Annotated in this window: 9 protein-coding genes; 4 read left to right on the top strand and 5 right to left on the bottom strand. The window is 32.6% G+C overall.

The window, feature by feature from the left end; all coding sequences use genetic code 11:
* The first annotated feature begins 30 nt into the window (after nucleotides 1–30).
* Nucleotides 31–1200 (top strand): DUF1577 domain-containing protein, encoded by a 1170-nt coding sequence (locus tag BW942_RS13510; protein ID WP_000447930.1) that lies wholly within the window; start codon nucleotides 31–33, stop codon nucleotides 1198–1200.
* A gap of 1211 nt (nucleotides 1201–2411) precedes the next feature.
* Here BW942_RS13510 and BW942_RS13500 read toward each other — a convergent pair.
* Nucleotides 2412–3686, bottom strand: coding sequence for an EAL domain-containing protein (locus tag BW942_RS13500; protein ID WP_000579450.1), 1275 nt, complete (start codon nucleotides 3684–3686; stop codon nucleotides 2412–2414).
* Between the two features lie 47 nt (nucleotides 3687–3733).
* Between BW942_RS13500 and BW942_RS13495 the strand changes: the two genes are divergently transcribed.
* The 3 genes from BW942_RS13495 to BW942_RS13485 all read left to right on the top strand — a co-directional run bounded on the left by BW942_RS13495 (nucleotide 3734) and on the right by BW942_RS13485 (nucleotide 9207).
* Entirely contained in the window at nucleotides 3734–5485 is a 1752-nt protein-coding gene (locus BW942_RS13495; RefSeq protein WP_000875640.1) for a hypothetical protein, read from the top strand.
* A gap of 110 nt (nucleotides 5486–5595) precedes the next feature.
* Nucleotides 5596–7581 carry an O-antigen ligase family protein gene (locus BW942_RS13490; protein ID WP_000085100.1) on the top strand — a complete coding sequence of 662 codons (1986 nt, stop codon included), beginning with the start codon at nucleotides 5596–5598 and terminating at the stop codon, nucleotides 7579–7581.
* 3 nt (nucleotides 7582–7584) lie between these two features.
* Nucleotides 7585–9207, top strand: a complete 1623-nt coding sequence (locus BW942_RS13485) for an LA_3751/LA_3752 family putative glycosyltransferase (RefSeq protein WP_000934683.1) — start codon at nucleotides 7585–7587, stop codon at nucleotides 9205–9207.
* A 579-nt stretch (nucleotides 9208–9786) separates the two neighbouring features.
* On the opposite strand, the gene BW942_RS13480 is transcribed toward BW942_RS13485, so the two are convergent.
* From BW942_RS13480 to BW942_RS13465, 4 genes are all read right to left on the bottom strand, one after another.
* Complete coding sequence (locus BW942_RS13480; RefSeq protein WP_000747126.1) at nucleotides 9787–10440, bottom strand: hypothetical protein; 654 nt, start codon at nucleotides 10438–10440, stop codon at nucleotides 9787–9789.
* A 364-nt stretch (nucleotides 10441–10804) separates the two neighbouring features.
* Nucleotides 10805–11938, bottom strand: a complete 1134-nt coding sequence (locus BW942_RS13475; protein WP_000728671.1) for a glycosyltransferase family 2 protein — start codon at nucleotides 11936–11938, stop codon at nucleotides 10805–10807.
* An 18-nt stretch (nucleotides 11939–11956) separates the two neighbouring features.
* Complete coding sequence (locus tag BW942_RS13470; RefSeq protein WP_000231203.1) at nucleotides 11957–13438, bottom strand: glycosyltransferase family 39 protein; 1482 nt, start codon at nucleotides 13436–13438, stop codon at nucleotides 11957–11959.
* Nucleotides 13439–14941: an FAD-binding oxidoreductase gene (locus BW942_RS13465; RefSeq protein WP_001018374.1), complete on the bottom strand. Its 1503-nt coding sequence runs from the start codon at nucleotides 14939–14941 to the stop codon at nucleotides 13439–13441.
* Nucleotides 14942–14946 lie beyond the last annotated feature (5 nt).

Below are 14946 nucleotides of genomic sequence, written 5' to 3'. Positions count from 1 at the left end.
AGAATTTCCCCTCGTTCGCTTTGAAAAACTATGGAAACAATTCAGAGAAAAAAAAGAGAGAAGGAAACGATCTCGGACCCTACTAAAAAGTTTCATATTATTTCTAAATTTCTAGTACAAACAGATATTATAGCCCAAACTTCCAATTCCTTAAAACAAATCGTCAAAATTCTTCAAGTTTCTAAAGACGCCACAAAAATACTGGTTCAAACACAAACGCCTAACGCACTTCCGTTAAACTCTCATGTTACCCTCGCAAAACTATTGGCAAAATATGTAGAACTCAGTTGTGAGGTTATCGATGAAAAACCTAACAATCAATTTATTCTTTCCGTTTCGGAAATTTCGATCGCGAGCAAAGAAAGAAGTCTCAACCGAATCGTACCTCCAGAAGGAACCGTTTGGATTACGAATATCCGTACTAGCAAAACTACAATCGACGCAAACTTATTTAACATCCCCACTTCCGTAAAAGTAAATTTTGCAGACTACGAAACAAAGCTGAAGTCAAAATACGATTTTCTAAAAGTAGACGTATTTGGAACGATCGGAGATAAATTCGATCTGGTAAAAAAAACTCGTAAGATTCTTTATATTTCAAATACTCAAAAAGAACAAAGTTATGCGGCATACAATCAAGAGGACTTTATAGACTACGCCGCAGAGTTGGGAGATGAAGAAGACGTTCATAAAAGAATCATTGAATATGCGAATCAAAAAATAAAATCAGAGCTAATCGTTCCTGTAATTTACTTAAGTCATGAAGAGCAAGCAATCCCGATCGGATTTGTACACGCTCAAAACCGTAGCAGAGAAATTGATATTTTAGAAGTAATGGAAATCAAAACTCTTACTTTCGAAATGGTAGATCGAATTCGCGAGTCAAACACCATTCTTGTAAAAGAAAGATTCCCAATCGTAAATATTTCTACGGGAGGTTTGAAAGTGAAAATCAATCATCCAGATTTAAATCAAGACTTTATCAAAAGAGCCGGATTTACATTTGATATTTTTTTCAAAATGCAAGCACCACTTACAGCGTTTGGAGTCATTCGTTCGGTCACTAAAGATACAGAAGGAAACTTATACGTTGGTCTTTCTATCGAAGGAAACTCTTATAGGCCGGGAGAAAGAAAGAAATATATAGATAACGTCAATAGACTTCTTGTAGAAGCTAACCCAATTCAAAGCCAATTTTGAACTCAAACGTTATCCTGAAATTTCAAATACTCATTCCTACAAAATTAAATATTAGAGTTGTTGAAAAATTAATTCTCCATCTACTTCCGTTACATTGAAAAGAACATTAAAGCAGTTTTGTTAATTTCCACTATGAATTTTTCAATAACTCTATTATATTATTGGAAAGTCGTATTTCAATGCAAAATGTTAGTATTTTATTATATATCCGAATAACGTAAGCTTCGCTTATTATTCAACCTAAAGTTCGACGTAATTCTGGAAAAAGTTGGAATTTGAACTTTACAAATTGATTCTTTAAATATGGGAATTACCAGAATTTATAAAGAGTTTGTCCCAAAACCTCGAAAAATTTATGCGATAATTCTTTAGAAATTTTTAATGAAATGCAGTAGTTCCTACAAATTAAGTCGTATTGGTAATTTGTGAAGTTTCGAGTAGTTCTAATGTCGTTAAATTCTCGTAGTAGTTCCCACATTGGACGGTTTTGGGACAAACTCAAAATAGAAGTTTATAACAATTGAATCTGTCGTGTTCAAGTTGTGGGAACTACCACAAAACTTAGGTTTGTCTGTAAAATGGTGTGAGAACTACTGCAAACCAAGATTTTACAAACAAATTCTAAAATGGTAGGAACTACTACTTTGAGGAAATTTTTACTCGCACTGAATTCATGTTACTACTCGGACGCATGAATAGAATACTTGGGTTAAATTGTTTCAAAAATTTGAATATTTTGATCCTGCTTTAAAATGTAGTAAATCCCGAATGTGCGGTATTTTTTAAGTACCACTATTTTTTTCGTAAATTCAGCCGTTAATAACTTGGTACTATTTTCATGCGTCCGGGTAGTAAAATGGGATTTAAATTTTGATGATGGCCGCAAAACAGCGATTTGTGCAAAATCGTATTGTAAGATGATTCTTTTTGTATTTCCTAGTAGTTCCCACAATTTATAAAGTTTAACTGGTAAATTAACGATTTGTGAGAGTTCCCACATTTATTTTTTTACAAAAAAATTGACTTAGGATAAAACGAATTTCTCCACGAATTCACGTTATTCAAGAATTATATAAAATATCCAGAAATTTGTTTTCTAATTCATCTCAAAGTTTATAGTATTCTAAAGATTTTACTCATCCCTATTCTCAAATTTTTATAAAAAACATTATTTCAAAACAAAATATTGAATAATAGTTTATTATATATTTCTAATATTCAAGAACTTGAGCATCTACAAATAGTACATTTTGCTCAGAAATTTTTTTACTATACGTCACGAGAAGAATTCCGTAGCTGATGTCGTAATACGGATTACTAATAATCCATTCCGCTCGAGTATCCTTCATTGATTTATAAAGTTGTTCCAAAAAATACGGTCTCCAACTCCAATTTCTTCCTACAAAAGAAGAATCTATGTCTATAGAAGAATTTCCAATTTTCATATAGTTTGGAGAAACCTGGCTTCCAATCAGATTGGTAGCATAAATTCGAAATACAAAATTGCTCAGTAAGTTAGGGTTCTGGATTTGAATCGAACAAAGTTCTTCTTCTGCATTTACTATAATTCCGGAAAGATCCAGCTTCTCTTCCAATTCTTTTTCCAACTGAATTCTTTTTACTAACTGATTTCGTTTATGGTTTAAGAAACATTCATGAACAGCAGAAAATCTAAGTTTTAACTCCTCTTGACCTACCATATTCGGAAGGGCTTCTGCAAAATAAAATCCCTGTAAAAAACGTGCGCTGTAAGTAAGAGATTGAAAAAGTTCCGTCTCATTTTCAATCCCTTCAAACAATAGAGAACAACCTAGAGATTCAGAAAGTCTAGAAATTGTAAAAAGAATCTCCTGAAAATTTCTAGAAATGACCGAATGCCTAAGCATCTGAAGATCTACTTTCAAAATATCCGGATGGAAAATTCCAATTCGATCTAAATTAGAAGAACGAGAACCCAAATCGTCAATCGCTACTAAAAATCCTTCTTCTTTATAACGAGAAATGAGAGGTCTTAAACTTTCTATACTTCCGTCAAAATGTTCTTCTACAATTTCAATAACTATTTTGGAAGGATCTAAACCAAATTCTTTCACAAGTCGAATTGTATATGGATCTACCTCTTCTTCCTCGATATGATCCCTCATATACGCGGGGGAAATATTTACGAATAATTTTGCTTCTGGAAATCGATTCTGATTTTTTAAAAGATGGAGAAGTGCTTTTTTACGAATACTACGATCAATATCTCTTTTAAGAATGTAGATCTCTCTTCTTTCTTGAAGATCTTCTACCCCGGACAACGCATTCAAAAAGAAAGGACCTAAAGAATGGATTTTTCCGGATTGATCTCGAAACCTTCCCAGAGTTTCATAACCGAAAATAGAATCCCTTTCTACAGAAAGGATGGGTTGAAAAAAAGGAACAATTTCTCCGGATTGGAACCAAAGATCCCATTCCAATTTCGTTTTTGGAGAAATGCCGATCATTTAGATTAACACGTTTTTGGAATGTCTTAATCCTACAAGGAAATTCCGTGAAATATAAAAAAACAACATTACTTCCTGACATTGCTTATGAAAAAAGGAACACAATTTTGAAACGTATTTTATATTTTGCAATTAGTGTGGTATTAATTTTATTCGGAGTAACCACTTCTTATAGGATGCGTTGGATTTCGGATGACGCGTTCATTAGTCTTAGATACGCAAAAAATTTCGCAGACGGAAAAGGTCTAGTATTCAACGAAGGAGAATTTGTAGAAGGGTATACAAATTTTTTTTGGACGATTCTGCTAATTCCATTTCATCTTTCCAATCAAATTGATCCCGTAGAAGCCTGTTACTTTTTTGGAATTCTCTCTTTTTTTGGAACTTGTATTTACCTGATTTTATTTTGTAAAAAGTTATCTCCTATTCCATTTGCTCTTTCTTGTTTTGTTTTACTCTATCACAATCGGATTTTTGCAACGGGAGGATTAGAAACTTCATTACACGGATTTATACTTTTATCAGCTTCTTATCATTTAATATATTGTAGAACAACCAATTTCTATAAAATTATACCTGGAATCCTTCTTTCTTCTTTAAGTTGTCTCAATCGACCAGACGGAATTTTATTTCATATTCTCGCGGGCATTTATATAATTCTGAAATTTTTACAAGAATCTAAATCAAATCATACGAATCTTCGTTTCGATTTTTCTTTAGTGATTCTTTGTATTACCTATTTACTTCCAGTATTTTATTATATTTGGAAATTAGAATATTATGGAAATATACTTCCAAATACGTTCTACGCCAAATCAGGAGGAAGTCCACGCCTTACTCAAGGACTCATATATCTTTGGTATTTTTTAAAAATGTATTACGGTATGATACCGATTTTAGGATTTGTTCTTGTTTCTTTTTTTTGGACAATTCGAAAACAATGGATTCGTAAAAACATAGAAAAAGACTTTCGCTGGATTTTACTTGTTCTATTTCCAATTCTTTATGCGGGTTATTATACTTGGATTGGAGGTGATTTTATGTTTTCTCGATTTTATCTTCCCATTCTCCCTCTCATTTTTGTTTGGACCGAACAAGAAATTCTCTATTTAATTCAATCACACTCTAAACACAAAAAAACCGCATATTTGATTCTTTATTCTATCCCTATTTTAATTTTATTACGTTGGGACATTTACAAAGGCCTTTCATTACCAGTCGTATCCGGAATCGCAGACGAAAATCAGGTTTATAAAAGAGAATCTATGGAACGAATCCGAAACGAAATACTTCCTTGGAGAAAACATTTTGAAAAATCCAAAGTCAGAGTAGCGTTTGCAGGTTCCGAATGTTTTTTGATCTATTATCTAAATCCAATTCTGGCAATCGAAACGGAAACTGGCCTTACCGATCCAATAATTGCAAGAACAGAATTCAAAGATTTAGAAAGAGTAGGACATGGAAAATCTATTCCTCTACAATACCTCAAAGAAAGAAATATTCATCTCATTCTCTATTCAAATGGACTTCCAGAAAAAACGGAATACAACGAGTTTCTCACTGGAAATTTTTCCACACCTTGGAGGATTTTAACGTATTCACCTTCCGTAATGAAAGAACTTCTTAAAATTCCATCCTTTCACGCAGTAGATTTTGAATCCTATTTGGACACCTATAGATACGAATATAGGAAGTTAAATGTGACACAACGAAAAGAAAAATTTTCTGAATTTGATTCTTATTATTTTAAAAATGGAGAAGATAAAAATAGACGGGAATGGTATCAAAATAATTTATAATTTTTAAAAGTGTTACCTTTTTACAATCCGTAGAATCTTGATTGCTAAAATTGGGGAGCGAAGATACTCTGCATTTATCATTGTCCCAAAAAAGAACTAACAAAAGATAAATGAGTCAGTATCTCAATTTGAAAACCGTTCCTCTTTTAATACTCGTCTTTTCTCTCTCTCTATTATTTTTTTTCGATCCTTCCAACCCTTCTCTTTCTAAAGATTCTGTTGTATTTAGTTTTTTTATTTGGGCGGTATGTTTAGGAATTTCATTTCGAAAAAAGAGACGTAAAGTTCATCCTCTTTTCCAATTAGCATGTATCTTATTAATCGGACTTTCTACGATCAATGGAATCAACGGAGCTCCTGTTGTCTATTTTCCTCAGAAGTTGAATTTAAAACTTCTCTATGTTGCTTCTCTATGTTTTACAATTTATTTATTTCTTAAAAATGTTCATCCGATTTTTTTATTTATTCATACGGTTGCTTTTTCGTGTTCCCCTCCTCTTTTTTCCAGTATCAAATCGGTTCCTCTTTTACTTTTTGTAATTGCTTCTTTTTTTTATCTGATTCCAAAACGGATCCGAATCCACAAACTACACGCTATCATTTCGTTTTTTTTCTTCGTCTTACTGATTTCCTCCTTACTTTCTTATAAATCTCAATCTGCCCTTTTGCAACTTTGTCTTTTATTTTCCGGAGTTTTGATCTTCTTTTTACTTTCCTCTTATCCAAGTCGATTGATTAAAAAAGGACTTCTTTTGATTCTTTCTTTAAATTTACTTTTGAATATTGTAAATTTATTTTCTGCGGTTCATTTAATTTGGCCTTTTAATTTTTTTGTACCTCCTCTTTTTCTTACTTATGCAGGTTTTCCAGTATCAGCAATCGCAGTCATATCCGCATTTTCTGCGTTAGTCGTTTTTTATACTGCGTTCCAATATCGTATATATTCTTGGTTCTTAATCCCAGTAGGTATCATCTCTATCTATCTAGTGTTCTTTAATCATTCCCGGGCGAGTTTATTGGCTTTTATACTTGCGGCGCTTTATATCATATTATTTTTCTGGAACAAAAAAAGAATCTCTCTTAGAATTCTAATACCTATATCGATTCTATTTCCTTTATTACTAATCGGAAGTATACTTTTTACACCTCTGGAAACGGCTTCTCGTTATTTTAATGCTGAAACCCTTCTAATCCGATTTTCACTTTGGAACTTTCATTTTCAATCGGTCCTTCAAAACTTTCCACTTTTTGGAATTGGGTTAGACGCAGATTCTCTTTTGGCCCACCTCCCAGGAACAAATTCAGAAAGAGTCGGGTACGAAGACTTTTATAGATTTTTGCATTCCTTTAGATCTTATCCTCAAGCTCATAATCTTTATGTAGAAACGTTTACAAGTTTAGGGATTTTAGGTTCATTACTTTTTTTATGGATTGGGATCTATCTTCTGTTTATCACCTATCTAATGTTAACTTCCAAAAGTAAGGAGGTTACAAATTCAGGAATATTTATTTCGGGTGTTTTGGTGTTTGTTGCCGTTCATGAATTCTTCGATTACAATTTAGGGGAACAGCATTTTTTTATTCCGGTCGTACTTTCTTTATCTTTGATTCGGATAAAACTGAGTTTTCCAATCCGAAAATTCAAACAGAATCTTTCGTTTAAAACAGTTTATATGATCGTATTGATTTTGTTAGGTTTTCTTTCTTTTCAATTAATTTGGGAACAAAGACTCAAAAATCTAATTTTAGCCTCTACCCAAGACGAAATAGAACTTGATAATTTTCTAATTTACAAAGAGAAAAAACCTTCCGGAAATCGTAAAAAGTTCTCCCATCCATTTGAAGAAATATTAAAAAATCAATTTTGGATCCGTTCCGAGGAAAATATAGTTTTGGCGTCTTTAATTCTTCGTAAAAGTCCGGATTATCAGGATTTGGTAGAATCTCTTTTAAATCGATGTGTAATTAAAAATCCGTATTCATCCGTTTGCTGGAAAGAAAAAGCGGACGTTCTTAGTAAAAAAGATCAGAACGTTACGAGAGAACTAGAAGAAGGTAAAAAAACGGATCCTTTTCATATCATATTTACGGAATAAACCATGCTAAACCGTCTGTTTCATCCTTACTCCCGTTATTGTATCTATATTCTGGTAATATTATTTCTAGCTCTAAATCGTTCTAAACTGGATAATCAAATTCCATTTGTTTCCAGCGATTCCGAAATTAAATATTATCAAACTGTAATGTTTGCAGAAAAAGGAATTAGAGCGATCCAAGAATCGGAATGCCATTATCCAGGAAAAATTTACGATCCAGAATTTAAATATTTTCCATTTGACTATCCCTGGGCATTTCTCAAAGAAAACAAAAACCGGAAATGTCTTTTTCAATATCCTCCTCTTTTTGCTCTTTTAAACGGACTTCTCGCCTATTTATTGGGAACAAAAATCATTACGTTATTACCTCTTCTTTGTTTATTTGGATGTTTTCTATTTTTTGATAAAATACTTTTTTTATTTATCGATAAGGCATGGATAGTTTTGATTTCCACCTTAATTCCTTTTGTACTTAGTTTTCCGGTTTTATCTTCCGTGGAATTTTCCGAAGTTCCTCTCAATAATTTACTTTTATTATCATTTGGATATTTTTTGATTCGATCCCTTTTTTCAAATAAAATCAAAATCGAAATTAAAGATTCAAATTTTAGAATATTCTCATTTGTTTCTGGAATTTTAGCAACGACTTCATTCTTTTTAAGAACCGAATCTGTGTTCCCTGTATTTCTGTTTGGACTTCTTTCTTTATTTTCCGAAACGACTCGGAAAAAACTTAAAGAATATTTAATATTTTCCGGAATTGGAGCAATCGTTTCATTTGGATTGATAGGTTATTTAAATTTTATTTATTCTGGCCATCCGATGGGAATCCGTTTTCTTATCAGTTCAGGTGACGCGATGAATCAATTCTCGTTCGGAAAACAAATTTTAATCTTTCAAGGTTATCTTTTGGGAGATGAAACTAAATCTGGATTCCTAAAAGCATCTCCCTATACAATTTTGGTTTTAGGGATTTTTTCCAACCTAATTCGCAAAAGGACTCTTTCAGGCGAAACAATTTTCGGCCTCGTAGGAATCGGGACCATATTTGGGATTTCTTTTTTAAGCCCTTATACAGCGGGAGTTCATCATTTTGGTCTTCGTTATTTAGAATCGGGTTTTATATTTTTATCTGCAGGAATTTTTATATTTCTTTATCAAAGAAATATAGAATTTCCAAACGCTGGAAAAGTTTTAGTTCTTCTGGCTCTTTTTAGTTTATACTATAATTATAAATTTACGAGAGAGGGTTTTAAAATTTTATTCGGTGCTATAAAACCTTATACAGAAATTCAAAATGAATTTCAATCTAGAAAAATTATAGTTCATAAAGGACAATTCACAAATTATTTAATCGGTTATTCTTATCTAAACTCGATTCACTTTGCAGCAGTTACGGAAAAAGATTCAATCCAATTGGAAGAAACTTTCAAAAAGAATCAAATACAGTCTTATTCCATTTTAGAATACGATTTAGAACCGCCTAGAGACCCAAATCTTCCAGAAAAACAATTTAAAGAAAAAATTGCGGTTCGTTTTCCAGACCCAAGCTATTTTTATAAACAAAAAGATTCTAAAAAAATTCTAAACTTTACTTTAAAAACTTATCAACTTTCAAATCATTGAATATTCAAAAACTTTTTTATTTAGACAAAATGGCGCCCATAGAAACGAGACGCTGAATTTTCACCGACCATAGAAGCGATGCATTGAGTTCCACAAAAACGTAGGATCTACTGCATTTTATTAAAAATTTCTAAAGAATGATTGCGTAAATTTTTTTGAGGTTTTGGACAAGCTCTTAACTTAAATTTTACTCAAAAACTATATAATAAATTCCCTAATATTTTTTACTAAAACAAGGCTCTAAGATAGAATTTGGCGTAACGTAAGAAATCCGTTTTATCTTAGGTCAATTTTTTCGTAAAAAAATAAATGTGGGAACTCTTACAAATCGTGGATTTACCAGTTCAATTTTGTAAATTGTGGGAACTACTACGAAATACAAAAAGAATCAGATTTTTGTACAAAACTTCTGTTTTGCGATCATCATCAAAATTTAAATCCCATTTTAACGTGATTTAGGCACGAGTAAAAATTTTCTAAAAGTATGAGTTCCCACAGATTAAGTCATATTATAAATTTTTAACTCGATAGTAGTTAGATCGTATTGTAAAAATCTAAAATAAAACACGTAAAAGGAAATTAACCAAAAACGCTGATACTTTTTTGCAACTTCTTATTCAATTCTTTTAATGCTTTAACAATCACTTTACGATTTTTAGCTTCCTTTATCCATTTAGGAAGTCTTGCAACCATTGACCATTTTGTAGGATAAACAATACGTTCTCTCAGATCCGATTCTACATAATCAATTAAGTCATTTATATGACTTTCGTTATATACCCAAATTTGATGGTTACCGATTTTAAACTTTAACCATAACGACAAACCAAAATATGGATCTATTCCTTGCGTGGCTGAATAGTATTTTTGCCATTGTAATTTTTCTTCCGTCTCATAATTACAAACTGGACATTTACACTTTACAGTCTTTGGAGTATCAGAAGAAAATTTAACACGATAAATGTGTTTTTCCATCCATTTGTATCCGCAATTTCCACAAGGTTTTTTAAATGAACCATAAATCGCTCCCTTCCAAAAAGTATTTTCACTTTTTTTATAAAAGCCACACGCCAAACAAACTACTCTTATAGTTTCAGATTGAGAAATCGGATAATTATATCGAATATCCTGTACAGTAATGGTCGCTATCGATGAACAATTCGGACATTCTACAAAAATCTTATCTCGATATTGATAGAGTGATTTGCCCTGATCAAGGTTTCTTTTTTTCATAATGAGTATAACATTCAACAATCGAGATACTATTCAACCGCGTTGATGATAGGAGTAGAAATTCAATTGCCATCTTTATTAAATTGAATATCACTAATTTTTATTGCGAAACCTTGTTTGAATCGCAAAATATCAGGGATTTTATTCTATAACTCTGAGCAATCCATTATGTAATTTGAGCGAGTTGGCTCTGGTTTAGTTCTTTAAAAAAATCAGCAAAAGCTTAGTCTTTACAAAAAGTATAATTTTCTAATATATTAAATTCCAAAATCTCACTTATATAAGAACAAAAAAAGCATCTATTTTTTTAATTCTATCGTTTTTTCTGAACCCAATCGAAAAACCGCAATGCAGATTCCGTAAGTTACGTCCTTTTCAATAAGTGAGCAGTGATCGTTTGTCCAATTGCATTCAAAATTTGGACACTTAAAAAACTAATCATTAAAATTTCTTTCTCTAAATCCAAAAGCTGAAAAGAGTTTCTCCACCAACGAAATACAATAAAAGCAAAAAGTAAAATTACGACTAATATCATTCTCGCTGAATACCAAAACAAAAGATCTTCGGATAAGTGAATCAGTTTCGAATACAATTTGAGTTCTGGAATTTTTCGAGCGGCCAAAAATAACCCGATCGCCCAAACGGTCTGACCTAAAGTAGCGACTAATAGAGAAACAGTAAGAGAATGAATTCCAAAAATATGAAAAGGACCGATGGCAATAATTCCAGTAAAATACCCTAAAATTGTGACTACCCAACCTATCCAAAATAGAGTAAAGCCAGTGTAATAAAACAGTTGCTGAGAATGAATGAGTATCTGCAAAAGATGCCTCATCCCATCCCTCCAAGTTCTTAGATGAGGAATTCTTCCCGCTACGTCTGGGTGTAAACTAATTGGCACATGAGAAAGTTTAACTCCACTTCTAAGCGCTTTTACCAACATCTCAGAAGCAAATTCCATCCCAGTACTTTCTATCTCCCATTCTAGATATTTCTTTTTTAAAAAACAACGAAAACCCGAATTTGAATCTCTAACACGATTTCCTCTTTTAGAATATAATAAATTAATAATCCAATTGATAACCGGTGTTCCTAAATAACGATGTAAAAAAGGCATCGCCCCTTTATAAATAGTTCCGTCAAGTCTAGAACCAATCACAAACTCTGCACCTTTCTCCATTTCAGCAAGAAGTGCTGGTGATTCTAAAAAGTCGTAAGTATCATCCGCATCCGCAAAAAGTACAATTTCTCCGTTTGCGTTTATGATTCCAAAATTGAGAGCAGCTCCGTAACCTCTTTCTTTACAATGTACTACTTTAGCTCCATATTTTTTTGCAATGGATACGGATTTATCTTCACTTCCGTTGTCCGAAACCAAAATTTCCACATTATATTGTTTTAATTCTTTTTTGAGCCGAACTAATTTTTCTAAAACAAGAGGAAGAGTTTTTTCCTCGTTCAAACACGGGATTACATAGGTGATATTCTTTTTTTTCATAGTTTAAAATTCCGGAATTTACTTTTTGCGAATCGTGACGACTCTCATCCCGTAAAACAATTGATCTTTTCTATCAAAGTTACTACGCATAAATAATGATTCCAATTCTTCAGAATTCAAATACTTCCAAGAAGTTTCTAAAATCACTAAATTCTTTTTAGAAGAATCTTGAATAAAAAGATTTACTTCTTCTTTGGTGTAAAGTCTAGGAACAATCCCAGTAACCTTTGCAGTCTTTAGAAAATATTCCATGTTATAAGCATGAGAAGAACAAAGAAGAGTAAAATCTTTTGGGTGTCCTACAACGGTAGAAATAATATACTGAGAACTTTCTCTCCACTGTTCCTTGTACGGTTTATAATAATAACGAGTAAAATAATACAACGATACGAAAGAAATTAAAATGAGAACAAATTCGAGCCTTCTTCCCTTATAAATCGGAAAAATAGAAAATAAAGTTGCAATCAAAAAGTATAAAACCGGCGCCGTAACCAAGAGATTCCTAGCTGTAATCAATGGCTGAATTGAAGAAAGAACACAAAGTGCAATAGAAAAGATAGTAAGAACAATTCCAAACAATATTACAGATTTTTTATGAGCGAAATCCAATACCTCCATTTTCGTTTCCGAAGAACTTTTTTGAAAATAAATAGAAACAAATCCCACGAACAAAGCCACAGAAGCTACAATTCCAGGAATAAACTTCTTTAGAATTCCGGAATGAAAGATCAAATCGAAAAATACGATAAACGCAGTCGTTCCAGCTTCCGGTATCCAAGAGGCGATTCCTATCTTATCCGAATTGAATAATAGATAAAGCACTGGCAAAAACAACAAACCAAAAGAAATTCCGAAAAAGAAAAACTCCTTAGAAAATTTCCTTTCAAAAATCAGTTTTTCTATAAACATTCCTAAAAAAATAGAAGCGGACCAGATAAATCCAAAAAAATGAGTATAAGAAGCTAATAAAGAAATTCCTAATAAACTGAAACATAATTTAGGATTTTTTTCTTTTTCATAAACTAGTTTTAAAACAAAAGCCAGTTGAATCGTACAAAACAAAACTAAAAGACTATAGGATCTTAATTCTTGGGAGTAATAAATGAGTCCCGTAGATAAACTTAATAAAGCAGAAACGGAAACTTTGATTCTTCCTTTGAGTTCTACAGGCGCAAAAATGTAAAACGCAAGCGGTACCAAAAGGCCGGAAATTGCACTCAATAACCTACCTACAAAAACAGTCGGCTGTAAAAGTTGAAACCAAAAATATAAAAGAGTTTGATACAAAGGTGGATGAGGATCATCCTTCATCCAATTCCAAAGATCACCTAAAGAGGTTACAGAAGAAGCCCGGATAGAAAATAATTCGTCTTCCCAAGGACTTTGTAAATCCAAACGAAAAAGTCTAAAAAAAGCGCCTAACGTAAATACAAAAAGAAAAATCTTGAGATCTTTATTTTTTTTAATTTCCGTCAAAAACGAACTCAAACCGAACACCAATTACCAAATTCCCATAATTCTTCTATAGAGATCTGTTTCCAAAATTCCTTTTGGATCTAATTTCTTTTTTAAAGAATGAAACGTTTCCAAATTCTTTTTTGGAAACGCTCTTTGAACAGTCTCTGGTCTCAGAGTACTATCCTTTGCAAAATAGAACTTACCACCGAATTTCAAAACGGTTTCGTCTAACTCTCCCGCAAGCTCCCAGAGTTTTTTTCGATTTATAGAAGTTACTGGAAAATCCATCGCCATTGAATAACCGTCTAATGCATGTGTCAAAAGAAACGAATCTGGTTTATGTTTTTTGAATACTGCAAGCCAAGTTATAATTCCTCTTTTTTGACAGATTCGTAAAATTTCCGAAAATGCATCCACTGCATTTTCCTTAGGAATAAAACTCTGGTATTGAATCATAGAACCTGGTTTATACATAAATTTCCAATTCGGGACGTAATCCAATAAAAACGCATACTCCGCGTGGCCCTGTAGATATGGTTTATTATTTGTTAAATAACCGGAGATAAACTTTGCAAAATTGACAAACCTCATTCCTAAATTGTTGGCAAATGGAAGCATAAATATCCACATCCAAGCTTTTGGAACCACTCCTAAAAAAGTACTAGGTAAATTCTGTTTTTCTAATTTACAATTTTCAGGAAAGTCTGGGTCTTCTCCTTTTTTTAAATGAATTGCTTTATGAACTAAACCTCTTCCGAGAGAATTTCCAGATGCAAAAGCGTCCACCCAACCCACGAGATAATCTGAATTTTTATATTCCCTTTCAAAATAATCAAACATATCTTGAAGATTTGTGCTTACAACGGGCCAAACTTTCATCTTTCCTGCATAGATACGTTTTAATTGTATAGTGACCGTTAAAAAAACACCTAACATTCCGAAGCTGGAAATAGCAGCAAAAAACAGTTCCTGATTTTTTTTACGAGAACAAATATGAACCTTACCGTCCGGAGTCATAAACGTAAATTCTAGAACGTGATCACCAATCGGACCCACGGCAAAATTGTTCTTTCCGTGAATGTTCATAGATAAGGCTCCGCCTAATGTAGGAAACATGGTTCCGCTTACGACAGGGGGCCAATAACCTTTTTCGATTCCAAATTCCCAAAGTTGTTTGATCGTAACTCCGGATTCCGCTTTGATAATTCCGTTTTTAGAATCGAATTCCAAAATTCGATTATACTTAGAAATATCAATCACCGTACCTTTCGTATTGGTGGCTGCGTCCCCGTAACTACAGCCTCCTCCCCGAAAAGTCAATTTAAGCCCTTTTTGATCCGCATAAGAAAATATATTTTTAAAATCTTCTTCCTTTTCTGGAAAAAGAACCGGCGAAATAGAATGATGATTCATTCCCCAAGCTTCTACTTTGGTAGGTTCCGGAAGTTGAATTTCAATCGGAACTTTTTTTATATTCTTAACTTTCAAAGTCTTTGCAGAAGTTTTCTTTTTAGGAGAAGTTTTGGCCTTGGATGAAATTGCCATAGTAT

The organism is Leptospira interrogans, assembly GCF_900156205.1.
Lineage (GTDB): Bacteria > Spirochaetota > Leptospiria > Leptospirales > Leptospiraceae > Leptospira > Leptospira interrogans.
Note: the sequence above shows the minus strand (reverse complement) of the source record. Positions and strands in the feature narration are given on the sequence as shown.